Here is a 22,732-nt window from a genome sequence, read left to right as displayed (position 1 = left end):
CAGGTTGGTACAGATCAGTCACGAGAGGTGACCGCCCACTACACCACTCGGTGGGACACGACCGCGGTGGTGCCGGCCGGGCCGGCACCAGTCGCGGTCACTTCATCACCCCACCGCTCGCTCACGGGCTGTTGGATCCAGGACCGGCCTTCGGAGACGGGTCGTGGTCTCGGACATAGACGGTGACTCGCGCCCCGTTGACATGGGTTGTTCCGTACTCGAGGAAGTGGCGCCGCAGGGTGCTCGTTTTCGCTTCCTCCTGCGGGTTGGTCGACGAGTGCGCACCCGCCGCGCAGACCGCGACGATCCGGTCGAATTCCAGCATGCGTGCCGCTATTTCCTGGGCGGGAAGCTCGACACCTGCAAGTGTGTTCGACGAAACGGGATCCTGCGCCAGGGCCAGATCCGTCAGGAAACGGGTGTCCTCGGGGTTGGCCGCAGTCAGGATCCGATGCCGGCCGGCGAGATAGAGCAGCCCGTCGCCGGGACGGCCTTCCTTGCGTACGGCGGCGCCGATGGCGGTGACGTTGTCGCTCCGGCTCTGGGGCGTCCTCAGCGACAGGCTCGGCGGGACGAGCGCTGCCAGTACGGCAACCGCCGCGATCCACGCGTTGCGGGAAGACCGCTGCCGCCGGTGGAAGTAATCCATCCAGGCACCCAGCAGCAAGGCGATTCCGATATTGCTGAAGAGTACATACCGGTCGACGAAAAGGGGCTTGACCAGTGAGGCGATCAGCAGCAGAAGGCCCGGAAGCACAAGAATCGGCACAGCCAGCACGGAAAGCCGGACGGGCCCCCTCACTCCCAGGGGCGCTCGGGCACACACCACGCCCACGACCGCCACCACCAGGAAATAACGAAGCCGCACCGGACCGCCGATCCAGGACACCTGCTCCGACTGCCCCGCACTGTGGATCGCCAGCGGCAACAGCCCGGCCACAACGCCCGCGGCAGCCACACTCCACGCTCTCAGCACCGGTCGTGGAACACGGGAGACGACCAGTGTGACGCCGTGTGCGACCAGGGCGAGGACCGCGAACTCATGGAGCAGACAGGCCAGCAGCATGGTGGAGCCATAGACCGCCCACCGCCACCGGGCGCGATGCGGGACGCTGGCCACGAGCGCATAGGTGGCCCAGGTGACCAGAGCACAGACCATGGCATACGAGCGGCCTTCCTGCGCGTACTTCTGTACTTGGGGAAGGAGCGGAAACGCCAGCCCTGCCAGCAGCCCGGCACGGGGTCCAGCCAGGCGTAGTGCCAGAAGCCCGACCCCGCTCGCCGCCACGGACATGGCCAGCACGGACGGCAGCCGCAACGTCAGCAGCCCTCCGCCGAAGAGACCGAAGATCTCATGCATCACGGCGTAGTAGAGGGCATGGACCAGATCAACATGCTGGGCGGTGTGCCATATCTGTGAAAGATCGCGGTGCGCGAGCTGATAGGTGACGGACTCGTCCCCCCACATGGTGTTCTTCCTGCGGATACCCCAGAGCCCCAGAGCGATGGTCAGCGCCAAGGGCGTGATGACGACAACGGCTGCGCCCGGGCCCGGCGATGGTCGACGGGCGGGTACGGGAGGGGAAACCGTCCTGGCCGCGGCGAGGGCACGTTCATCAAGGGACATCGGCGACAAGGCCTTTCAGCAGTGGCGAAGAAACTCCGCCAGCGTGCCGGGACCTTTTTGACCGGATGCTGATCCAACCTGACCGGCCGATCAGGAAGCCGGGCCGGCGCTGTGCGAGGCTGCACCACATGCGCATCCTGGTGGTCGAAGACGAAGTGGACCTTGCCCACACCCTGCACACCGGTCTGACCGCCGAGGGCTACAGCGTCGACCTCGCCCATGACGGCCGACAGGGACTGTGGATGGCCCGGACCGGCGAATACGCCCTTGTCGTACTGGACTTGATGCTGCCCGGACTCAACGGCTACAAGGTCTGCGCCCAGCTGCGCCGGGAGGGCAACGCGACCCCCATCCTGGTACTCACCGCCAAGGACGGGGACTGGGATCAGGCAGAGGCCCTGGACACGGGGGCCGACGACTACCTGGCCAAACCCTTCTCCTACCTGGTGCTCGTCGCACGACTGCGGGCCCTGGTCAGACGAGCCGCCACGGCCGCCCCGCCCGTCCTCGCCGTGGGCGATCTCTCGTTGGATGTCGCCGGCCGGGTCTGCCGCCGGGCCGGGGCCCGGGTGGACCTCACACCCCGGGAGTTCGCCGTACTGGAGCTACTGGCCCGCCGGGCGGGCCAGGCGGTCTCCAAAACGGATCTGCTCTACCACGCGTGGCCCGACGAAGCCTGGGATCCCAACCTGGTGGAGGCGCGCGTCAGCACCCTCCGCAAGAAGGTGGACGCCGCGTTCCACCGGAAATCCCTGCAGACCGTACGAGGTACCGGCTACCGGCTGGTGGACGACCGTGAACGCGACTGAGCCGCGACGCCGCTGGTGGCCTCGTTCAGTACGAGCCCGCACAGCCCTGGCCGCCGCCCTGGCCGCCGCCGTCGTCCTGGTCGGCATCAGCTGGTGGGTGCACCAGGAGGTCTACCGCGAGAGCATGACCATCGCCGAAGAACGTGCCGAGCGGAATCTCGCCGCCCTCGTCGGTCAGCTGAGGGATGGTTCGGTTCCCAGTCCCAGAAGCGCCGCGCCGTACGAGGTCGTCGCGACCGGCCGACGCACCGCTGTCGCCTCCGGCGGAGCCATGCAGGACTTCGATCCCCGCGCCCGCCATGTGCTGCCCGCCCCACCCGCGCTCTCCGCCCCGACACGGGATGACGATGACGGTTGGGGCTATGCGATGCGGCCCCTCCGCATACCCGAGCGCCGCGACCACAACTCCGTGTACGGATACGACTTGGCCGGCAAGACCTATTTGGTCTTGTACGACGACATCTGGGCCGGTGAACTGGGCAAGGACAAGGCCGCCGCCCTGGGCGTCACGGCCGACGCCACGCTGCGGGCCTATGTGGTGGTGCTTCCGGACACAGCCGAGGAGATCGCCGGCACCACCGACGACCTGCTGCTGCGGGCCGGTCTCGTCGGCCTTGTGCTGATCGCCGCCATCGCCTACTTCACCGTCCGCATCGCGCTGCGGCCGGTCGAAGCCATCCGCGTCCTGACCGCCTCGGTCACCGCGAGCGACCCCCGCGAACGCGTCACCGTCCCCGCCACGGGACACGAGATCACCGCCCTGGCCACCACCATCAACACCACCCTCCAACGCCTCGACGACGCCGCCGCCCAGCAACGCCGCTTCGTCGCGGACGCCGCCCACGAACTACGCAGCCCCCTCACCACACTGCTGGCCAGCCTGGAAGTCGCGCTCGCCTACCCGGAACGCACCGACTGGCCCGCCGCGGCCACCACCGCCGCACGACAGACCCGCCGCCTCCAGGCCCTCGCCGAAGACCTGCTGCTCCTCGCCCGCCTCGACACCCGCACCCCCATGGCCGACCCCGAAACCGTCGACCTGACAGCCCTCGCCTCTCGGCTGACCGAGCAATACCCCCTCACCGAACGACGGTTGACCCTCACCTGCGACAGCACCGCCCCCGCACACGCACACGGAAACCCCGACGAATACGAACGACTGCTGCGCAACCTCATCGACAACGCCGCCCGCCACGCCGCACACCGCATCCAGATCACCATCCGAAACCAGGACGCCTGGGTGCTCCTCACGGTGCACGACGACGGACCGGGCGTGCCCACCGAGGACGCCGAGCGCATCTTCGAACGCTTCGTCCGACTCGACGACGCCCGCTCCCGCGACCACGGCGGCACCGGCCTGGGCCTCGCCATCGCCCGAGACTTGGCGCACCGCCACGGAGGCACCCTCACCCTCACCCCCCGGACCCTCGGAGCATGCTTCCAGCTACGCCTTCCCCGGACCCCCACCCCGGCCGAGGAATGACGCGCTTCACCGCGGCAGCCCTACGGAACCGGAAGACCACCAGATGACCACGCCCACTGCCACTGCCACTGCCACAGCCACAGCCACAGCCACAGCCACAGCCACAGCCACAGCCACAGCCACAGCCACAGAAACGATCACTCACTTCACCCGCCACCTGGCTGAGCCCGGCTGCTGTGGACCTCCACCGCCCGACCCGCGCGCGGCTCGGAGATCACCGCCTGCCGCCACGACGACCTGGTCGGCCGACTCCGTGCGGCCAGCCTCGCCGCGATCGCCGACCTCGGCTTCCTCGGCCTCGACGATGGTGGCGACAACAGCAGCGACCCGGTGTTCAGCGCCGCCAGGCCGGCTCCCGCACGGCGCTCACCCCTCCTCCGCGTCGCTGATGTGGACCCCGCCGGTGAAGCCCGCCGGGCGCCGCACGACCAGGAGGCGCAGCTGCCCGTTGTCCAGCGGCGTCAGCTCCAGCGCGCGCAGGTGCCCGTCCTGGGTGCCCAGGGCGTCCGTGGCGAAGGCGTCGGCGGGCAGATCGTAGGAGCCGCCCAGCTGCATCAGCAGGGCGACCAGCATCCCCAGCGTCAAGTCGTCCGGCGACGGCTGCGGAACCCCGCTCACAGCACCGTCCCCTCACCGTCGTAGCGACCCGGGCCCGACCGGCCCTTCGACGTGCACCTGGCCGTGATCGAGGTCGAACTTCAGCAACTCGAAGCCCGCCCGCGCCGCCTTGGTGCTCGCGTCGTCGACGACGTTGTCGAGACGCGTCACCGTCACTGAGGCGAAGCCGACGACCTGGCCCACGGAGTAGCTCACTTCCGCTCCCATCTCTGACGCCCTTCACGGTGCCTCCTCACGTGACGTGAGGTGCAAGCCCGGTGCGATCCCGGGTGTCACACCGTGAACGCCCCGCCTTTGGCAGCATCCGGTGCCCCGTGTCCCCCGTGAGAGCTACTCGGAGCTGTCCACTCAGAGGTGATTCGCGGACGTCGGCATTCTCATAGCGTTCTCGGCAGGTCGCGGAAGGCATGCGGCCGATGCCATACGGAGGTCGTCATGAGTACGACGCGCACCGCGTCTCCCCAGCCCACACGCCAAAAGGCCGGCCGCTTCTTCCGGTCGCCCCTCGGCTGGATGCTGACCGGGATAGTGGGTGTGGGCCTGGCCTCCAGCCTGGTCTCGGTGGGTGGGGTGGTCGCCGTCATGGGTGCGGCCGTGGCAGTCGTCATCTACTGGGCGGTCATGCGCTACGTCGCCCGGCGGGACATGCCGGAGATCGCGAAGTCGGGGGCCGTCACACAGGCGTTGTCCGGTGCCGTGATCGGCTTCGTTCTCATCTCCGTGTCGATGCTCATGCTCCTCACCGAGTTCTCGTTCGACGAACGGCCCGGTAACGGTCTGTCGATCGTGGCGAGCATGGCCGCGATACAGGTCGGCGCCGCCGTGACCGAGGAGCTGCTCTTCCGCGGCCTCGCCCTCCAGGCACTGGAGAAGCTGTGCGGCAGCTGGGCGGCTCTGGCGATCACCGCGGCGCTGTTCGGCGGACTGCACGCGGCCAACCCGGGTGCCACGCTGTGGAGTTCGACCGCGATCGCCATCGAGGCCGGCGTCCTCCTCGGTGCCGCGTTCCTGTGGAAGCGCAACATCTGGTTCGTCGTGGGCCTGCACTTCGCCTGGAACACCGCCCTGGGCCTGATCGGCATCCCCGTCTCCGGCCACGCCTCGGAGGGCCTGATGACCACCACTCCGACCGGCCCCGACCTGGTGACCGGCGGAGAGTTCGGCCTGGAGGCATCGATCGTGCCCGTCATCGTCAGCCTGCTGATCGCGATCCCCATGCTCATCGCCGCCCACCGGCGCGGCAACCTGGTCCCCATGCGCCGCTGAACACCTGTGCCGGCAATCGCCCCCTGACCCCGACAAGTCGATGGAGATTCCCATGCGTTCACACCTCGCCGCCCAATCCACCCGCCTGGTCCTGGCCGTCACCGCCACGGTGGCCCTCGCCGCCGGCCTCACGGCCTGTGACTCCGACGACGACACCGCGGCCGCGGGTCAAAGATCGGCGCAACCCTCGTCCTCGACCACCGGCGGAACCGGGGCTCCCGCCGAGAGCTCCCCCGGGCCCCCGGCCGCGACCACGAACTCCACCGGCTCCACCAGCACGACGACAGGCAACTCGAACAGCTCGGGCGGCTCGGGCGGCTCGTCCGAGCAGTCGGACGCCGAGGACCAGCCCGCGCGGGAACTCGGTGATTCCTGCCGCACCGGCGACCTGGGCTTCTCCGTCACCGCCGGGGACGGCGACTACCTCGTCGTCACCGCCAAGGCACAGAACCACATGGCCTGCCGACTGTCCTACGAAGCGCCCCAGGTCATCTTCAACTCCTCCGAGAGGACCACGCCCTACCCGGCCGAACTGATGAAGCTCACCCCTCCGGACACGATGGAGCTCTCCGGCACCACGGCCGCCTACGCCGTCCTCATACCGAACACCACCCGAGCCAAGGACGTGGTGGAAGTCGACGCGGCGGAGATCTCCCTCGGCGAGGGAGACTCCGACCCTGCCTTCATCGAACTCCCGGGCGCCTACAGCGTGAGCGAGTCATCCATCACCGAGTGGTATCCCAGCCCGGACGCCGCCACCCCCCAAGCCAACTGACGCACCCCACACACCGCCCGCACACCCCCCGGTCCCCCACGTCAGCGGGCACGGCCCCGGCCTGCGTCCCGAGGACGACCAGATAGTCGATCTCGACGACCAGCTCGCGGTGATGACCGCCTTGCGCGACGAGGGCAAGATCGGCGCTATCGGCCTGAGCAGCGTCACCCCCGACGGCCTGCGCCGTGCCCTGCCCGTCGGCATCATCTGCGTGCAGAACGCCTACAGTCTCGTCTCCCGCGAGAGTGAGGACATGCTGCAGCTGTGCGCGGCCGAGGGCATCGCCTGGGTGCCGTTCTTCCCGCTCGGCGGATCCTTCCCCGGCCTGCCCAAAGCGACCGACGAGCCAGCGGTGCACGCCGTGGCCAAGTCCCTGGGGCGCCACGCCCGCCCAGGTCAGCCTCGCCTGGCTGCTGCACCACGCCCCGAACGCGCTACTCATCCCCGGCACCGCCAACGCCGCCCATCTGGAGGCCAACGTCGCGGTCAGCGAGATCGCGCTCGACGCCACGACCCTCGCCACCCTCGACGGCATCGAGTCCCGCTCCAGCGAAGTCCCCATCGGCTGACCGCAACCAGCGCGGACCGGGCCGCGACCACACCCCACGCCGGACACTCTGACCAACCGCCAGGCCACGCCGGAACACCCCGCTCTGTCAGGCTCCAAGGACGGTTCATAAAGGCCATCATCTACCGTGACAACGGCACCCCTGACGTTCTGCAGTTCGTCGATCGTGACCTGCCGGCGCCCGGCCCCGGCGAGGTTCGTGTCCGGGTCGCCGTGTCCGGGGTCAACCCGACCGACTGGCAGGCACGCTCCGGCGCCGGCCACCCCAAACACTGCCGCCGCCGGGCGGCCCACCGGCACCGCCGCCGAGTTCACCGTCGTGCCCGCCGAGCAGGCCGTGCCGCTGCCCGACGAGGCCGACTTCGAAATCGGCGCCGCACTCGGAGTCCCCGCGCTGACCGCGCACCGCGCGCTCACCGTCGCCGAGGACGGCACGCGTCGGCTGCAGCCCGGGGCACTCGACGGGAAGGTGGTGCTCGCAGCGGGCGGGGCCGGAGCGGTCGGGCACGCGGTGATCCAGCTTGCCCGATGGGCCGGCGCCACCGTGATCAGCACGATCAGCAGCCCGGCGATAGCCCGGCTGGCCACCGCCGCCGGATCCCATCACGTGATCAACTACCGCGACGGCGACCCGGCCACCTAGATCCGCCAGATCGCCCCGGACGGCGTCGACATCGTCGCCGAGGTGGCCCTGGGCACGAACCTCGCACTGGACCTGGCCGTGCTGCGAACTCGCGGCACGATCTCGACTTACGCCAACGACGGTGGCAACCCAGTCGAACTGAACGTGCTGCAGAACATGGTGCTGAACACACGCTTCCAGTTCCTGGTGCTCTACACGGCCGGTCCGGAGATACGTACCGCGGCTGTCCAGGACGTCGCCGCCGCAGTACGCGACGGCGCGCTGCCGGTCGGCGAGAAGCACGGCCTGCCGCTGATCCGCTTTCCCCTCGACCGCACCGCCGACGCACACCGAGCGGTCAAGAGCCACGCGGTCGGCAAAGGCCTGGTGGACATCCCCTCCTGACCTCCGGATCAGCTGGAGGAGCCGGAGGCTGATCGCCGACATGGCGTTCACCGAGAGACGGTTACCGCTCCGCAGTACGACGGGTGTCCTGCCCTTCTCGCCCCGGGTACGGCCGGTGACCTGGTCGGAGCGGACGCCGACCTGGTCGGCGAAGAGGATCTCGCCGCCGTCCTTCCCTGCCTGCGCACGGATCTTCGGCCAGGTCTCGGCGTGCCAGCGCCGGACGGCCTCGGGGTCCTGTCCGACTGCCCTCTTGTCCGGGCGCTGGAAGAACAGACCCCACCGCTTCAGATACTTGCCCACCCCTGGTTCGGTCAGCCGCACCCGGTACATCTTCACGATCGACTCGCCGACCAGCCGACGCGACCTCAACTGTCCACTCAGCCCCATGTCACAGGGCCGGTGGTCGAGAATCGCCTGCCGCACGGCGACCTGCTCGGCCTCCCCGAGCACCTGGTGAACGCGACTGGCTTGCCGCGCTGCCGCATGACCAGCGCTTCCCGGCCGCCGGCCTGCCACTACGCCCACCACCCGTCGACCGCGTCCCGCTGGCGGGTCCGAACGTGCCGGGGAGCCCGAGGCGTTCCTGACCGAGGAGTACGGACGGCTGCGCACGGTGGCGGCGGTGGGCAACGGCCGGCTGCTGCTGACGACCAGCGAGACCGGCACACGAGGGAACGCCCAGTCCCGGTGACGACAGGATCCTCCGGCTGGAGGTGCGATGAGAGGGCGGACGCGCGGGGGTGGACCGCCAGTGGACGGGGAACGACTCCCTCGGTCGACGAAGGAGTGAGGATGACCGATACGGACAGGGCGGGTCGGGACAGGTGGCCGTTCCACCGGCGCGGACGGGGCGCGCGCTCGGGGACGGAGAGCCCGGCCGCACGGACTCAACCCTCCTCGGCCCCCGTGCCCGGGCCGTCACCGGCACCGGACGGGGCGGCCGCCGACGAAGGTGAGCTGGAAGGCCTGGGCTCGTACCGGATCACCCATCGCGAGGGCGAGGACGGCGTCCCCGTGATGAATGTGAAGCTCTCCCTGACGCCGTCGGGGATGACGCGCATGAAGCTGGGGCATCTCGCGCGCGAACACGGCCCGCACCATCCGGTGGTCGTACGGCTCTCGTTCGAGCTGGCCGAGCAGCTCCGCCAGGAGGGAGAGTTCGACGAGGCGGAGGAGGTCTTCCGCTGGGTCGTGGCGGAGCGCAGGGCGGACCTGGGACCCGCCCACCCGGACACCCTCGCGGCGGAGACCGCTCTCGCCTCCCTGTTACGGGATCGTGGACGGCCGGAGGACGCGGAGCGGCTGCGCCGTTCCGTCTTCGCCCGGCGCGAGGCGACACTGGGCCCGGAGCACCCGGACACGCTCACCGCCCTGGGGGATCTGGCCCTCGTCGTGCTCGCCCTGGGGCGGCACGAGGAGGCGGAGCGACTGGCGCGCACCGCGCTCGAACGCCGAACGCGGGTGCTGGGGCCCGAGCACGAGGACACGCTCGGCAGTCGGAACACCCTGGCCGGGGTGTTGCGAGCCCGAGGCACGCTGGAGGAAGCCGGGGCGCTCTACCTCTCGGTGCTGCGCGACGCCGAGCGGCTGCTGGGCCGGAAGTCGGAGCTGACCCTGACGGCCCGGATCAACCACGCCGCCGTCCAGTACCACCTGGGGCATGTCGCCCAGGCCGCGCGGTCGATGCGCGACGCGGTGCGGCAGTCGGTGAAGATCAAGGGCACCGGCCACCCGGACACCCTCTCCGCACACGCCACCCTGGGCGCCATGCTCCAGGCGCTCGGCAAGGTCGAGGAGGCCACGGCGGAGCTGCGGGCGGCCGTCGTGGGCATGGAGCGGTTGCACGGCCCCGACCATCCGGACGTCCTGGAGTACCGCACCAGTTTGGCCGCCACCTTCTTCAACGCGGGCCGGCACGCCCAGGCAGAGGAGGAGTGCCGCCTCGTCGTCGCCGGCTACGAACGGCTCTACGGCACGGCCGACCCTCGCACGGCGGAGGCCCGGGAGAACCTGCGCATGGTCCGCGCCGCCCGGGGCTAGGACACACCCTGATGCGGGCCGACGCTCACGGGCCGATGTGGAGGTGCGCTCCCCACAGCGACGGGAGCAGCGGATGCTCCGTGTGCGCCTGCCGGACGGCCGCGTGCAGCGCGTGCGCGGCGCCGTGCGGGAGCCGGCCGTAGAAGGACCGGGCGATGCGCGGGGCGATCTCGTCCGTCACGGGCCACAGCGTGCCCACGACATGGCGGTATCCGGCGAGTTGGAAGGCGCTGGTGATGTGGATCGCCTCGTCCGCGAGCTCGGGGCGGGTCCCGGAAGTGGAGCAGCTGGAGAGGTACGCCAGGCCGTTTCCCATCGGCCGCAGGGTGGAGATGTCGGCGACGGTGAGCGCCCTTTCGATGTGGTCGTGAGTGAGGATGCGCGAGGCGGAGGGGTCGTGCGGGTCGGTGACGGCGTGGCAGACGAGATGGACGTACGGGCTGGAGCGCAGGGCCTCCAGGACCCGGTCGCGGGTCGCCTCGGCGCCGGTCAGCAGGCGTGCCGGGATCGTTCCGGGCAGCAGCGTCCGTACCGCTTCCGCTTCGTGCGGGGCGTTCGGCAGGGGCGCTGCCCCCGGCGTGTCGCGGATGTTCACGACCAGGGGTGGCCGCGCGCCTGACGGGGCGGGTTCGGGACGTCGGCGCGCGTGGTGCAGGGCGCCGATGGTCGGGGTGTAGGAGGAGACGGCGAGGTCGAGTGCGCAGCGCGGCCGGTCCGGGTCGGCCCGGGGGCCGTGGTAGCCGGCGGCGTGCAGCGGCAGGAAGGCGAGCGTGCCCTGCGGGCACCACCAGATCCGCCGGGGCGCCTCCCCGGGGGCGGGGGGTTCGGTGTGGCCGAGGCGCTGGAGCACGGGTCCGGTGACGGTGTCCCACAGCCATTCCAGTACGCCGGAGAGGGTCTCCTGCGCGGACCAGATCTCCTCGAGGGAGGCTCCGGTCCGGGAGGCGGCGCGGGTGGCGTCGAGGAAGACGGCGACTTGCTCGGCCACGGTGCCGGAGCGCACCTTCAGCGGCAGGACGTCGATCGTGCCGTCGGCCACGATGACGGCGTCGCAGCGGATGCTGATGTTGAGGAGCACGACGGGTCCGTCTCCCGCCTGCCGGAGGATCTCCTCGGCCGGGGGCGGGCGCAAAAAGCCGTCGAACCCCGGCAGTGCCCGGATCCGGCCCAGCAGGCGCTGCCATGCGGCGGCGTGGGCGCGACGCCGTTCGGCGGCCTGTTCGGTGGAGGCCGTCGGTACGGAGGGGCCCGCCGGCGCACCGGTCTCCTCCTCGCGCAGCCGCAGGAACTCGTCGGCCAGGGCGGGTGCCTGTCGGCGCAGCCGGTCGAGGTCGAGGTCGAGGGTGCGCAGCAGCCGGCCGAGGAGCACTCCCCTGCCGTGTTCGAGGACTTCCAGGGCTTCCTGGGGCCGTCCGGCCTGGAGGGCGTAGGCGGCGGCCTCCGCCGCGATGCCCGGCAGGCGGGCCAGAGCGTACTGCTGGTCGCTGCGGGTGAGGCTGCGCGTCGCCAGCTCGGGCAGCAGCGACGTGGCCGTGCGCAGGGCGCGCCACGCCGTCTCCCAGTCCTCCAGTACGCCGGACACCTGACCCCAGGTGACGTGGGCGGCGAGCCGGTCGCGCACCGGGGCGGAGGTGACCGTGGTGATGTCGCGGGCGACGGTGAGGGCCTCGGTGAGCAGGTCGCGGTCCCCGGTCCGCAGGTGCAGGCTGTACAAGCCCTCGGCGAGGGCCGTGCCGGGCTTGGTCCGGTCGGGGTCGTCGCGGGGGCGGTCCCGTACGACGGTGCGGAGGAGGGCGACGGCCTCCTCGAGGTCGGTGAGGTCGTGGCTGATCTCGTAGCGGCTGCGCAGGGACTGGGCGAGGTTGTTTCCGGTCACCTCCCGCTGGGTGGGGAGCAGGTGCATGGCGTGGCGTTGCAGGCCGATCGCCTCGTCCAGGTCGGCCGGTGTGCCGTCGGCGTGGTCGAAGCGGGCGAGGAGGGCGCGGGCGAGGTTGCTCATCGCGGTCGCCCGCAGCTTGGGGTCGGCGGCGTTGAGGGCCCGCCGGAAGGCGCCGAGCGCCGGGCCCAGCGCCTCCGGACGGGCGGTGTGGAAGAACCGGGCGAGGTGGGTGTCGCCGAGCAGCACGAGGACGACCGGACGGTTCGTGTCTCTCTCGGGCAGTACCAGCAGGGCCTGGCGGCACAGTTCGGCGCACCGGTCGAGATCCGTGATGTCGCCGTGGACGCCGAAGCGCTGGTTCAGGCCCGCGGCGAGGCTCGCCTGGTGGAGGGCCCGGTGTGCCGCGTCCAGGTCGGCCCCGGTGGCCAGTGCGTCGCGGTGCACGGCGATCGCCTCTTCGAGGTCGGCGAGGTCTCCGCGCGCCGAGTGCCGGGTCCGCAGGGCGGAGGAGAGTTTGGTGCGCAGGCCGCAGGCGTTGTGGTGCCCGATACCGGGTGTGTTCACGGCCGCTCGGAGCAGGGCGACGGCCTCGTCCAGACAGGCGGCCTCCCCGGTCAGGTCGTACCGGGTGTCGTGCGCTGATCCGAGTAGGCCGGTCAGCACGGCGCGTTCGGCGCTGTCGGGCGGTCGGCCGGCGACGGCGCGCCGGAGTACGGCGATCGCCTGGTCTGCGAAGTGGGGCCGGCCGGTCGTGACGGCCCGGTCGAGGAGCGCATCCGCGGCCTGCAGTGCGGCCTCGCCGTGGTCGGTGGTGCCGGGGTCGGTGTTCGAGACGGCGCGCAGGCGCAGGGCGATCACCGTGTCGAGGTCCTCCAGCCGGCCGGTGGTGTCGTAGCGGTCCTGTAGTGCCTGTGCGAGGGCGTCGAGAAGGGCCTGCCGCTGCTGCGGGCGGTTGGCGGGCAGCAGGGCGAGGGCCTGGGAGTGGGCGTCGATGGACTCGTCGCGGTGGCCGGGGTCCCGGGTCGCCTTGTGGAGCGCGCCGAGCGCGGAGCCGAAGTTGACCAGCCGGATCGCGAGGTCCTCCTGTTCGGCCTCGGGCGTGAGCCGTACGGCGTGGCGGTACAGCGCCACGCACTCCTCCAGGTCCCCCCGGTCGCCGGTCACGCGGTTGCGGTCGAAGAGCGTCTCGGCGAGGCCGGCCAGCTGGGCGGCGGGCTCCAGCCGGGCGCCCGGTTCGCCGGACAGGGCCCGCCGCTGCCACTCGACGGACTCGTCGAGGTGGGCGGGGTCGCCGGTCGCTCCGTGCAGCCGGCGCAGGGCGCGTCCGAGCCCGTAGGCGTAGGCGGGCCGGTAGGGGTGGCCGGCGGGAGCCTCGGCGAGCGCCTGACGGTAGGCGCGACGGCGTCCTCCAGCGGGCCGGGGGCGCCGGTCTCCTCGTAGGTCAGTTCCTCGGTGTAGGCGAGGTTCCGGAAATGGACGTGCCGGTCGGGGGTGTGCGGGCCGAGCGAGGCCACGGTCGTGTGGAACACGATCCGGGCCCGTTCGAGGGCGGCGGGGTCGCGGGAGCGGATGTAGGCGTCGAGTTCCCGCAGTCCGCGCTCGTGCAGAGCCTGGACGCGGTTGTTGCGGCGGTGCTCCCCCATCGCTGACATGGGGCCACGGTATTGCGCTTCGGCGCGGGCCGGTGCCTCGAAGGGTCAGACGGCGGGCGGTACTTCGGGGTGTTCGTACGTGTCCGGCGGCGGCAGCCCCTGTCGCCAGGACGCGCAGAGGGCCGAGGCCCGGGTGCGCTCCTCGTCGAGGCCGGCTGGCAGCGGAAGGTGCAGAGCCCGCAGCAGGTCGAAGCGGTGCAGGTCGAATGCGGTGTGTACGGCGTCTCCGTAGGCGACGGCCGCCTGGACGGCTCCGTGGTAGGCGAGGCGGGCAACGGCCAGCGGGGTCAGGGCGAGGGCGAGCCACCACCCGCTGGAGCACAGCAGTACGGCGGCGGCGAGCGCGGTGGCTCCCCCGGTGACGGCTAGCCGCACGGCGCCGTCGAGGGAGTCGCGGGAGTCGTCGACGAGCGCGCGCGACCGGTCGCCGAGGACCAGGTAGAGCCGGGGCCAGGCCACCGCCGCGTCCCAGCCGTGGTCGCGGCCGGCGGTGTCGAAGGTGGCGGTCAGGACGTTGCCCAGGGCGGTGGGCCGGACAAGGTGGTCGGGCAGCGGATACCGGCGGCGCAGTCGCGCGGCGGCCGCACCGGCTCGTTGCACAGCGGCCGCCGTCACCTCCGCCGGCGTCCCGTCGTCCGTGGCCGGGGGCAGGACCGTACGGCGTTCGAGCCGGGCCTTGCGGCGGCGCTGCCGGGCGCGGCACAGCCCCGCGCCGAGGGCGTCGGACCAGCCGCCCTGGAGCAGCCGCACCATGGCCAGTTGCAGGGGCTGGAAGACGACGGCGACGACGGTGATGCCGGCGGCGATGAGCACGATCTCGCCGACGCCGAGTCCGGCGGCGGTGCGCCAGGCACGGCGCATGGACAGGGCGCCGCCGGGGGCGCCCGCCCAGACCAGCCACAGAATGCTCAACGCCCCCGCGTAGGTGGGGAGGTAGGAGACGAGGAAGAACCGTCCGGAGCTGCCCGAGGCGAGGCCCGCGGGTGCCGTGGCGACGGTGGCGAGGCCGGCCTGGCTCATCGGCGGCTCACCGCAGTTCCATCGGCCCGTGGCCGTTCGTCTCGCACGTCGGCCGGTACCGCTCGTCGTAGAAGGCCGTCCAGGCCGTCCGCTCGCAGGACGGGCAGCGGAAGGTCAGCAGCGTGTACTGGGTGGATTCGACCGGCTGGCGGCCACGGTCCTCCTCGCCCGCGCCCCGCACGACCCCGAGCGCGCGCACGGTGCGCAGGTGGGCCCGGGTGGTGACCCCGACGACCGTGCCGCCCACAACGAGGACCACACGATCCGGCGTCGGCCGGGTCGCGAGCAGCAGGTCGAGCGCGTCGGCGGTGTCGTCCAAGGTGGCGCCGTCCGGCACCTCGAGCCGGGCCGCGCCGTCCGGCGCGGCGCCCGGTCCCACCAGCATCGCGTACTTCATTCCAGCTCCCCCAACGGCTTCCGCTCGGCTCCTCGGTCGGCTGCCAGTCTGCCCGTTCGGTGCGGTCGTTCAGACGGTTTCCTGGAGAAGGTGGAGGCGGTGAGCCAGGGCGGCGGCTCTCCTCGGCCGGAGAGCTCGCGGCGCCGGGCACCGCGTACGACCCGGACACCGACGACGTCGTCCGGGCCGAGCTCGCCGCCGAGGCGCCAGGCTGCTGGTGCCCTGGTGGTCTGATCCGAGGAAGGGCAGGGTGCCGTTGTTCTCGCGGGTTGCGATGGTCTGGTCGGCGAAGCTGTAGTAGCGGGTCGCTTCGGACGTTGGTGCCGCCGTTGGGGAGCTTGAGCTCCATGCCGGGCAGGTAGACGGTGGTTGCGGTGGCGCCACGGCGCACGACGCGTTCGCCAGGGGCGTCGTAGAGGTACGTCGTCTCTTTGCCGTTGGCCTCGGTGGTCTTGGTGAGTTTGCCCTCGGAGATCCAGTCCAGTGTCTGGGTGTCGCCGCCGAGGGTGGGGGTGGGGGTGTTTCCGGCCTTTTCGTAGGTGTACTGGGACTGGCGGTCGCCGGTCGGGGTGTTCTCCACGACCTTCGTGACGGCGTGCGGACCGGCGTTGTCGCCGTAGGGGAAGGTCCGGGTGATGTCCTTGGTCGGGTCGAGGCCGGTGTCGTGGACGACTTCCTGGGTGCGGTTGCCGATTGCGTCGGTGGTGTAGGTCTTCCAGTACCGGGACCGGAGCCGGGCCTCCCAGCGCCTTGGTACACGGGGCGGCAGAGCGGGCCGTCGGCATGGCGCCGTTCATCGTGGCGCCGACGGTGCCGGAGCCGGTGGCCTCGGACTGGGTGGCCGCCGGGGTCCGGGCTTCGGACAGCCGCTGGGCGGTGTCGTAGGCGAAGCACTGTGTGTCGGGGGGTGGTGCCGGCGATGTCGGAGAGCGACAGGATGTTGCCGGCCTGGTCGTAGGAGTACTGCGACTGCTTTGCCGGTGCGGTGACGCCCTCGATGTCGATGGAATCGCTGAGCGCCCGCTTACTCACCACCAGAAGGACTACCAGATCTGCGAGGGAGCGCATGTCCTCCATGGTCCGCACCGCCGCGTCCGGCGTGGTGATGTGCAGTACCCCCAACCGTTCGGCACCGTTACGCATCGGCACCCACCACGCGTTCGGCTGTGCTTTCGGCGCTTGGCCGGCGGGAAGGGTCTGCCCGCTCTGGCCCGCCCTGCCCGGCACGGTCCCCTCGACCTGTAGCCGTTCCGGCCGACCCTCGCTGTTCTGCATGGCGTCCAGACCGTGACTCGTCAGCAGGCACAGCGTCGTCTGTTGCAGGTCGGCCAGGTAGTTCTGCACATCGTTCAGGCCGTTGGCCGCGCCGTGCTCGGCCACGCATCGCGGTAGCTGCTCGAAAACGAGTAGGTGACTGGGACCTTTCCGAGGCTGCTCAGCGCTTTGCAGCGCTGTCCCGTTATCCGCCCTGAGCGGGCCCGACCCGCGCAGACGGGCTGCCTGCCGCCCCTCGGTAGTCCGACTGGTATCTCGCGCGCGGAGCCGGGCGACCCCGGCATACAGGCGGTGATGCGAAACCAATACACGCCGAGGCGTGGCACCCGATACCGCCCCACGGGGCGCTGCCGGACAGACTGGTCAGAAGGCCCAAGAGCGACGGTTCCCCAGACACTCAGATGTGTCTCATTCAGGTGAGCCACGGGAGACCTACCCCTCCCTACTAGCCAGGCGCACCCCTCGCCGCAACATCCAGCACAACAGATCGGTGCAACCGGCCCACGTCAGCCCCGACGCAACCACCAGCGGCGCCGCCTGTCCGGGGCAAGCACCGTGCTCGGGGCGGTTGGTCAGGTCGCGTGATGATCAACGAGTGGAATCCGAGGAGGAACCGGTCGGTCGCAGCAGGGATCTGTTCTGCACCAGCCCAACGTGGGCGTCCAAACCAGTGCATGCTCGAAGCCGCGCGTACGCGTCAGGAGCCTCGTAGGCTGGCTTTGCTCGGGGGATGTCCTGGAGGTCCGCCATGCCCCGAACGATCTGGTCCGGCGCGATCAGCTTCGGCCTGGCCAGCGTGCCGATCCACGTGGTCGGCGCGACCGAGGACCACAGCATCCGCTTCCAGCAGGTCCACCTGGAAGACATGGCCCGGGTACGGACACGCAAGATCTGCGAGCTGGAGGACCGCGAGGTCCGCAGCGACGACATCGGCAAGGGCTACCAGCTCACCAGGGAACACGTCGTACCGGTCACCGACCAGGAACTGCTGACCACTTGGCTGGCCGGCCGGTAGTGTCTGCATGTGCGTTGATCTTCCGGGCGGTGGCTAAGCCCCGCTGCAGACGGTGAGCGGCCCGATGCGTTCGGGACCGCGTGGCTGGCATTCCCATCATCACCACATCCGGAGCTCAACCATGACTGCTCACAAAGCCCTCACCTACGACGCGTTCGTTGAACTCGCGACCGCCGACCCGGCTGTCGTCGGCCTCGTCCTGAAAGGCTCTCGGGCCCACCAGGGCATGACCACCGAGCACTCCGACCACGACCTGTACGTCGTTCTCGACGAGGGCCGGAAGACGGACCTCTCCCGGTTCGCTGGTCACCGCACCACGGAACTCGACCTCGTCATCGTGTCCCTGGACGAGTTCCGCAGCACGACTGGAATGCCAGGCTTTGATCGCTACGCACTCGCGCGGGGCAAGGTCGTACTCGACCGGCTCGACGGCGGCATCGCCCGGATCCTCGCTGATAAGGCACGGCTTGGCGCCGATGAAGCCTTCCGAGAGGCGGGCAAATGGCTCGATGCCTACTCCAACTCCCTCTACCGCTCGGCCAAGAACGCGCGAGACGGCCATGCGCTTGCATCCAGGCTCGATGCCGCCGACAGCATCCGGTTCCTGTTCGAGTTGCTTTTCGCATTCGACCGTCGACCCCGTCCGTTTAACAAGTATCTGGAATGGGAGCTTGCCCGGTTTCCGCTGCCCGGCTGGGACACCGCCGAGTTGCTCGACGCTGCGGACAGCATCTCGGCAACAGGTGATGTGTCAATCCAGCGTGGCCTCTTTGCCCAGGTCGAGGCGGTGGCCCGGCGATCTGGGCACAGCGCGGTGTTGGACGCGTGGGGTGAGGACTTGCACATGATGCGACCGCAGTAGGAGCACGATCGCGGACCTCATGGGACCCGTTCTTCTTCGTTCGGTGATTGGGCGCTGGGCCTGGTGGGAGTGGTGCCAGACTCAGCCTAGGGCTGTGCTCGGATACGGCAAGGTCCCGCGACCGGGCCGTGCCCGCCGGGGCTCAGACCCTTCTCCCGTAACTGCCGCCGGGTGACCAGGCCCTCGGGACAAGCGCGCCGGTCGAACTCCGGCAGCATCGCGTCGCTGCGCGGCACCTTCGTGATCTCGCGGCGGCACTTCTTCCGGGGGCGGGGCATCACCTGCTCCCTGGCGGACAGTGCTGCGCCCAACCAGCGGGAGGTCCGCCGACAGGGCGTGGATGTTGTGGGTGGGTGGGTGGGTGGGTGGCCGGTCGGGCGGCCCGGGCCCCCCCCCCCCCCGGGGGGGGGGGGGCCCCGCCGGGGGGGGGGGGCCCCCGGGGGGCGCCGGGGCGGGGGGGGGGGGGGGGGGGCCCCGCCCCCCCCCCCCCCCCCCCGCCCCGGCCGGTCGGCCTGCCTGGTCCTCGCCCGCGCAGTGGCGGGCGAGGACCAGGCAGGGCGGCGGGTCAGCGCTTCTGGAACCGGTGCGGGGTGGCCGGGGCGTCGTCGGCCGGCGGAGTGGCCGGGGCCGGAAGGTACAGGTGCGGCTCGATCTGGTGACCGGCGTTGTGGATGTGCGTGAAGTACGCCGGGCTCAGGGTCAGCCCGCGCAACGCGAACGTGGAGGCGGCAGTCCAGGCGAGCACAGCCAGCCCGGTAGCGATCGTGCGGCCGTCGGCGGGCGCAGCGCTGTAGATCACGGCGATGCTGGTCGCGCCCCACGCGGTCCAGGTGAGACGGGCGCCACTGCTGCGGAAGAAGCCGCCGACCAAACCGAAGGTGCCGACCAGCTGCCAGACGGTGTAGACGGTGGAGGCGTTGATCGGCAGCGCGGCGGAGTGGGCAGCGATGCACGAGCGGATCGGCTGGTCGATCACGGCGAAAACGCCGTCGGAGGTGTCGGCGCCGACCTGCACACGCGGCACTGCGTTCAGCAGGCTGCGCAGCGCGTCGGCCAAGGCGTCGGTCGCGCCGTCCAGTCGCAGGATGAAAGAGAGATCCCGGCGAGTCGGATCGCTGCCTTTACCCAGTTCGCCATGCCGTGCCAGCCGAGGACGGGGCCTGGCGCAGATCCCCCCAGCGGTCGTGGAGAAAGCCTCCGTCGTCCCAGGCGTCGTCCCACCGGGCGCGCAGGACCGCCAGCCGGCGCCGCCCGGCCGTGATGCCGGGCGAGGGCGGTTGCGGCCACCACCCGGCTCCCGGCTCGACACTCAACGCTGGCGTGTGGAGCGCATGTTCGCCCACCTCCACTGGTTCCGCCGTATGCGGATCCGCTGGGAGATCCGCGACGACATCCAGGAAGCCTCCTCGCCCTGGGCTGTTCGCCGGTCTGCTGGCGGCGCCTGAAGTCATTCCGAGAGGAGTCCCAAGTGGGCGACACCCGCATCCCGGTGCGTCTGTGCCTCGAAGGCGGCCGGCATCGGCGGCTGCCTTCGTCGCTTCATACCTGAAGGGCGTTTGATCGATCATTCTCCAGCCCTTGACGCCCGCTTCACGCGCAGGCAACATCCAACTGCTCACTAAACGATAAGCGTTATCACGCAATGATAATCCCCTGTGCGGGTGGCAAGGAGACCACGCATGCGCGTCGGAGTGCTGGGACTGGGCGAGGCGGGAAGCCTCTATGCCGCCGGGTTTCTGGAGAACGGCTGGTCGGTGACGGGTTACGACCCGGGAGACGTGCCCACTCCGGAGGGCGTCGCGCGAGCGGGCAGTATCGAGGCCGCGGTGCGCGGCTGCGACCTGGTCCTCGGACTGACCGGGGCGAAGGCGGCGCTCGCAGTGGCCCGGGAGGCAGCTCCGCACCTGGGGTCCGCCACGGTGTACGCGGACATGAACGCCGCCGCTCCCGGACTGAAGGGGGAGATCGCCCAGGCCGTCACCGCCTCGTCGAAGGCCGTATTCGCGGACGTGTCGGTGATCGGTTCCGTCCCCACGTACCGTCACCGCACGGCACTGGTGACCAGTGGCCCGGGTGCCACCGAGGTCGCCGACCACTTCGGCACGTTGGGGGCGCCGGTGGAGGACCTGGGCTCCGAGCCGGGGGCCGCCTCGGCCCGCAAGCTGCTGCGCAGCGTGTTCATGAAGGGCCTGGGCGCGATCATCGTGCAGACCGTGGAGGCGGGCCGCGCCGCGGGGGACGAGACGTGGGTGCGTGAGCAGATCGCGTCCGAGCTGGCCGGTGGCGAGAGCACGCTGGAGCGGCTGTACACCGGGACCGCCAAGCACGGGGTGCGCCGCGCCTTCGAGGCATCGGCCGCCGCGGACCTCATGGCCGACCTCGACCTGGACGCCGAACTCGCCCGCGCGATCGGCCATGTGCACCAGCTGGCCGCCCGTCCCGAGGGGCTGCGTGACATACCGCAGGTCACGGACGAACTCCTGGCCGCGCACCAGGACGTGGCCACGGCGAACATCGGCGACGCGGTCGACCGCCTCGCCCTGCTCGACTCGGGCATCCGGCCGCTGTGGCCGGGAGCACGGGCGACCGGGCGGGCCCTGACGGTGTGGACGCGGGCCGGCGACAACAAGGCCATCCACGAGGCCGTCAGGATCGCGACGCCCGGCGACATCATCGTGGTCAACGGCGAGGGCGACACCTCCCGCGCCCTGATAGGCGAGCTGATCGCCGAGCGCGCCAAGGCCCGCGGTGTGGTGGGCATGGTCCTCGACGGCGCCGCACGTGACGTCGACGTGCTGGCCGAGATCGGCTTCCCGGTGTGGGCGCGGGCGGTGACCCCGGCCGGGCCCTACAAGTTCGGCCCCGGACACGTCAACGTGCCCGTGGCGGTGGGCGGGCTGGTCTGCCGCCCCGGTGACCTGGTCGTCGCTGACAGCGACGGAGTTGCCGTGGTCGCCGCCGAGAAGGCAAGGTCGGTGCTCGACGCCGCCCGCGCGGTCGAAGCCGACGAGGCCGACCGCCGCGCCCGGATCCGTGCCACCGCGGGCGGCCAGGCCACCAGCGGAGGAGAGTCGTGATCGCCGTATGGGCGCTGGGCTGCTACATCGCGGCCATCCTCGTGTGGAACTCCGTACTCAAGCGCAACATCGGTGAGGCGCTGATCGTCGGCTTCCTGGTCACCGGCCTGTTCTCCGGCGGCGACATCTTCCATGTGCTCTGGAGCAGTCTCGCCGAGGCGATGCAGGAGGAGGTGACCTTCGCCGCCCTGGCCTTCGTGTTCATGAGCTACGTGCTGGCCCGCACCCCGGTTCTCGACCACCTCCTGGACATCCTGAACTCGCTGCTCGGCCGTCTGCGCGGCGGCCCCATCTACACCTCGACCGTGGCCGCCGGTGTGTTCGGTGCCATCGCGCACGTGGGGGCGGCGGTCACCGCGGCCGTCGGCTCGGTGACCATTCCCTGGATGAAGCGCTCCCGCGTCAGTGGTGAACTCGCGGCCACCGTCGCCGCCGGCGGCGCGGGCATGGGTGTCACCTTCCCCTTCAGCTCCACCATGTTCATCCTCATGGGCTCGGCCGGTGTCGCCTCGGTGGTGTCCACCGACGACATCGTGCTGCCGCTGTTCCTGGGCGGACTGTGGTGCCTGGGCTACCGGCTCGTCGCCGCGTTCGTCATGGTCCGCCGGCACGGCATCCAGGCGGTGGACACCGGCGAACTCAAGCCACTGCGCCGCACCCTGGGCGCGGGCTGGACGAGTCTGCTGCTGTTCGGCGGCATCGCGGTGCCGCTGCTGCTGACCCGCGGGCCGCTCGCCGGTGCGCTGGGTCGGTGGACGGACGGCGTGAAGATGTCCGACATGATCAGCCTGATCACCTGGATACCGGTCCTGATGATTGCCCTGGTCCTGGTACTCGGCCGTCGCCACCTGCCCAGCACAGGCAAGGCGTGGTGGGGCCTGCTGGGCGGGGCGGCCCCGAAGTTCGGTGTCCTCGGCGTCACCATCATCGCCGCCTTCGCCGCGGCCGGTGCCCTGGGCGAACTCGGCCTGCCCGAGCAGCTCACCGAACTGCTCTCCGGCATGGACGCGCCGCTGTGGGTCATGGCCCTGCTCGTCGGCGTCCTCGTGGTCGGCGTCGCGATCCCGCTCACCGCCAGCGCCACCATGGCCGCCATCGGCCCGGTCGCGGTCTCCGCGCTGATGGGCGCCGGTGTCTCCCCGGCCACCGCCTGCGTCGCCGTCCTGATCTTCGCCTCCACCGAAGGCGCCTCACCCCCGTCCGGAGCGCCCATCTACGTCGCCAGCGGCATCGCCGGCGTGGACCCGTCCCGCACCTTCGTCCCCCTGCTCACCTACTACTGCATCCCGATCCTGCTCATCGGCGCCGCCGTGGCCACCGGCGTCCTGCCCGTCTGAAC

19 protein-coding genes and 3 pseudogenes are annotated in these 22,732 nt (G+C 70.9%); 12 read left to right on the top strand and 10 right to left on the bottom strand.

All coding sequences use genetic code 11. From position 1 onward, the window contains the following. Positions 1–121: 121 nt before the first annotated feature. Positions 122–1,627 carry a hypothetical protein gene (locus tag ACIGO6_RS33845; protein WP_399883058.1) on the bottom strand — a complete coding sequence of 502 codons (1,506 nt, stop codon included), beginning with the start codon at positions 1,625–1,627 and terminating at the stop codon, positions 122–124. A gap of 128 nt (positions 1,628–1,755) precedes the next feature. On the opposite strand from ACIGO6_RS33845, the gene ACIGO6_RS33840 reads away from it, so the two are divergent. After that, positions 1,756–2,436: a response regulator transcription factor gene (locus ACIGO6_RS33840; protein WP_399883056.1), complete on the top strand. Its 681-nt coding sequence runs from the start codon at positions 1,756–1,758 to the stop codon at positions 2,434–2,436. After that, positions 2,423–3,919, top strand: a complete 1,497-nt coding sequence (locus ACIGO6_RS33835; RefSeq protein ID WP_399883054.1) for a sensor histidine kinase — start codon at positions 2,423–2,425, stop codon at positions 3,917–3,919. The genes ACIGO6_RS33840 and ACIGO6_RS33835 overlap by 14 nt, the downstream gene beginning before the upstream one ends. Positions 3,920–4,285: 366 nt before the next feature. Here ACIGO6_RS33835 and ACIGO6_RS33830 read toward each other — a convergent pair whose 3' ends face one another. After that, the gene (locus ACIGO6_RS33830; RefSeq protein WP_399883052.1) at positions 4,286–4,537 is read right to left on the bottom strand and encodes a pRL2-19; all 252 of its coding nucleotides are present in this window, start codon (positions 4,535–4,537) and stop codon (positions 4,286–4,288) included. A gap of 12 nt (positions 4,538–4,549) precedes the next feature. After that, complete coding sequence (locus ACIGO6_RS33825) at positions 4,550–4,732, bottom strand: hypothetical protein (protein ID WP_399883050.1); 183 nt, start codon at positions 4,730–4,732, stop codon at positions 4,550–4,552. A 240-nt stretch (positions 4,733–4,972) separates the two neighbouring features. Here ACIGO6_RS33825 and ACIGO6_RS33820 point away from each other — a divergent pair, with 240 nt between their 5' ends. The 5 genes and pseudogenes from ACIGO6_RS33820 (at position 4,973) to ACIGO6_RS33800 (ending at position 8,173) form a co-directional block, all read left to right on the top strand. Continuing rightward, positions 4,973–5,803: a lysostaphin resistance A-like protein gene (locus ACIGO6_RS33820; protein ID WP_399883048.1), complete on the top strand. Its 831-nt coding sequence runs from the start codon at positions 4,973–4,975 to the stop codon at positions 5,801–5,803. Between the two features lie 52 nt (positions 5,804–5,855). Continuing rightward, positions 5,856–6,578, top strand: coding sequence for a hypothetical protein (locus ACIGO6_RS33815; RefSeq protein ID WP_399883046.1), 723 nt, complete (start codon positions 5,856–5,858; stop codon positions 6,576–6,578). A gap of 52 nt (positions 6,579–6,630) precedes the next feature. Beyond that, positions 6,631–7,147, top strand: a pseudogene (locus tag ACIGO6_RS33810) (aldo/keto reductase); the annotation flags it as partial. Between the two features lie 318 nt (positions 7,148–7,465). Continuing rightward, complete coding sequence (locus tag ACIGO6_RS33805) at positions 7,466–7,789, top strand: zinc-binding dehydrogenase (protein ID WP_399883044.1); 324 nt, start codon at positions 7,466–7,468, stop codon at positions 7,787–7,789. A gap of 42 nt (positions 7,790–7,831) precedes the next feature. Next, positions 7,832–8,173 (top strand): hypothetical protein, encoded by a 342-nt coding sequence (locus tag ACIGO6_RS33800; RefSeq protein WP_399883042.1) that lies wholly within the window; start codon positions 7,832–7,834, stop codon positions 8,171–8,173. A gap of 21 nt (positions 8,174–8,194) precedes the next feature. Here ACIGO6_RS33800 and ACIGO6_RS33795 read toward each other — a convergent pair. Continuing rightward, positions 8,195–8,715 (bottom strand): annotated as a pseudogene (locus ACIGO6_RS33795) (winged helix-turn-helix domain-containing protein); the annotation flags it as partial. Positions 8,716–9,082: 367 nt separating this feature from the next. On the opposite strand from ACIGO6_RS33795, the gene ACIGO6_RS33790 reads away from it, so the two are divergent. Continuing rightward, the gene (locus ACIGO6_RS33790) at positions 9,083–10,216 is read left to right on the top strand and encodes a tetratricopeptide repeat protein (protein ID WP_399883040.1); all 1,134 of its coding nucleotides are present in this window, start codon (positions 9,083–9,085) and stop codon (positions 10,214–10,216) included. 25 nt (positions 10,217–10,241) lie between these two features. Here ACIGO6_RS33790 and ACIGO6_RS33785 read toward each other — a convergent pair whose 3' ends face one another. The 4 genes from ACIGO6_RS33785 to ACIGO6_RS33770 are packed head-to-tail and all read right to left on the bottom strand — an operon-like array spanning position 10,242 to position 15,164. After that, a complete protein-coding gene (locus ACIGO6_RS33785) occupies positions 10,242–13,259 on the bottom strand; it encodes a CHAT domain-containing protein (protein ID WP_399883038.1) in 3,018 nt (1,005 codons plus the stop codon). Further along, entirely contained in the window at positions 13,256–13,747 is a 492-nt protein-coding gene (locus ACIGO6_RS33780) for a hypothetical protein (protein ID WP_399883036.1), read from the bottom strand. The genes ACIGO6_RS33785 and ACIGO6_RS33780 overlap by 4 nt, the downstream gene beginning before the upstream one ends. A 45-nt stretch (positions 13,748–13,792) precedes the next feature. Next, on the bottom strand, positions 13,793–14,767 hold the full coding sequence (locus tag ACIGO6_RS33775; RefSeq protein WP_399883034.1) for a hypothetical protein: 975 nt from the start codon (positions 14,765–14,767) through the stop codon (positions 13,793–13,795). 7 nt (positions 14,768–14,774) lie between these two features. Beyond that, positions 14,775–15,164, bottom strand: coding sequence for a hypothetical protein (locus ACIGO6_RS33770; protein ID WP_399883032.1), 390 nt, complete (start codon positions 15,162–15,164; stop codon positions 14,775–14,777). A gap of 2,023 nt (positions 15,165–17,187) precedes the next feature. Between ACIGO6_RS33770 and ACIGO6_RS33765 the strand changes: the two are divergent. Together ACIGO6_RS33765 and ACIGO6_RS33760 are read left to right on the top strand one after the other, a co-directional pair. After that, positions 17,188–17,427 (top strand): annotated as a pseudogene (locus ACIGO6_RS33765) (Ku protein); the annotation flags it as partial. 148 nt (positions 17,428–17,575) lie between these two features. Then, the gene (locus ACIGO6_RS33760; RefSeq protein WP_399883030.1) at positions 17,576–18,316 is read left to right on the top strand and encodes a hypothetical protein; all 741 of its coding nucleotides are present in this window, start codon (positions 17,576–17,578) and stop codon (positions 18,314–18,316) included. 86 nt (positions 18,317–18,402) lie between these two features. Here ACIGO6_RS33760 and ACIGO6_RS33755 read toward each other — a convergent pair whose 3' ends face one another. Then, positions 18,403–18,594: a hypothetical protein gene (locus tag ACIGO6_RS33755; RefSeq protein WP_399883028.1), complete on the bottom strand. Its 192-nt coding sequence runs from the start codon at positions 18,592–18,594 to the stop codon at positions 18,403–18,405. Positions 18,595–18,881: 287 nt separating this feature from the next. Then, positions 18,882–19,373: a hypothetical protein gene (locus ACIGO6_RS33750; protein ID WP_399883026.1), complete on the bottom strand. Its 492-nt coding sequence runs from the start codon at positions 19,371–19,373 to the stop codon at positions 18,882–18,884. Between the two features lie 622 nt (positions 19,374–19,995). Between ACIGO6_RS33750 and ACIGO6_RS33745 the strand changes: the two genes are divergently transcribed. Continuing rightward, on the top strand, positions 19,996–21,393 hold the full coding sequence (locus ACIGO6_RS33745) for an NAD(P)-binding domain-containing protein (protein WP_399883024.1): 1,398 nt from the start codon (positions 19,996–19,998) through the stop codon (positions 21,391–21,393). After that, positions 21,390–22,730 carry a TRAP transporter large permease subunit gene (locus ACIGO6_RS33740; protein WP_399883022.1) on the top strand — a complete coding sequence of 447 codons (1,341 nt, stop codon included), beginning with the start codon at positions 21,390–21,392 and terminating at the stop codon, positions 22,728–22,730. The genes ACIGO6_RS33745 and ACIGO6_RS33740 overlap by 4 nt, the downstream gene beginning before the upstream one ends. Positions 22,731–22,732: the final 2 nt, after the last annotated feature.

It is taken from the genome of Streptomyces sp. NPDC053750 (genome assembly GCF_044544295.1).
GTDB lineage: Bacteria > Actinomycetota > Actinomycetes > Streptomycetales > Streptomycetaceae > Streptomyces.
Note: the sequence above shows the minus strand (reverse complement) of the source record. Positions and strands in the feature narration are given on the sequence as shown.

What these genes read in the sequence shown, in the direction of transcription:
- ACIGO6_RS33845 (WP_399883058.1), bottom strand. Translation starts at nt 1,627, where the DNA reads ATGTCCCTTGATGAACGTGCCCTCGCCGCGGCCAGGACGGTTTCCCCT.
- ACIGO6_RS33840 (WP_399883056.1), top strand. Translation starts at nt 1,756, where the DNA reads ATGCGCATCCTGGTGGTCGAAGACGAAGTGGACCTTGCCCACACCCTG.
- ACIGO6_RS33820 (WP_399883048.1), top strand. Translation starts at nt 4,973, where the DNA reads ATGAGTACGACGCGCACCGCGTCTCCCCAGCCCACACGCCAAAAGGCC.
- ACIGO6_RS33815 (WP_399883046.1), top strand. Translation starts at nt 5,856, where the DNA reads ATGCGTTCACACCTCGCCGCCCAATCCACCCGCCTGGTCCTGGCCGTC.
- ACIGO6_RS33780 (WP_399883036.1), bottom strand. Translation starts at nt 13,747, where the DNA reads ATGTCAGCGATGGGGGAGCACCGCCGCAACAACCGCGTCCAGGCTCTG.
- ACIGO6_RS33775 (WP_399883034.1), bottom strand. Translation starts at nt 14,767, where the DNA reads ATGAGCCAGGCCGGCCTCGCCACCGTCGCCACGGCACCCGCGGGCCTC.
- ACIGO6_RS33770 (WP_399883032.1), bottom strand. Translation starts at nt 15,164, where the DNA reads ATGAAGTACGCGATGCTGGTGGGACCGGGCGCCGCGCCGGACGGCGCG.
- ACIGO6_RS33760 (WP_399883030.1), top strand. Translation starts at nt 17,576, where the DNA reads ATGACTGCTCACAAAGCCCTCACCTACGACGCGTTCGTTGAACTCGCG.
- ACIGO6_RS33755 (WP_399883028.1), bottom strand. Translation starts at nt 18,594, where the DNA reads ATGCCCCGCCCCCGGAAGAAGTGCCGCCGCGAGATCACGAAGGTGCCG.
- ACIGO6_RS33745 (WP_399883024.1), top strand. Translation starts at nt 19,996, where the DNA reads ATGCGCGTCGGAGTGCTGGGACTGGGCGAGGCGGGAAGCCTCTATGCC.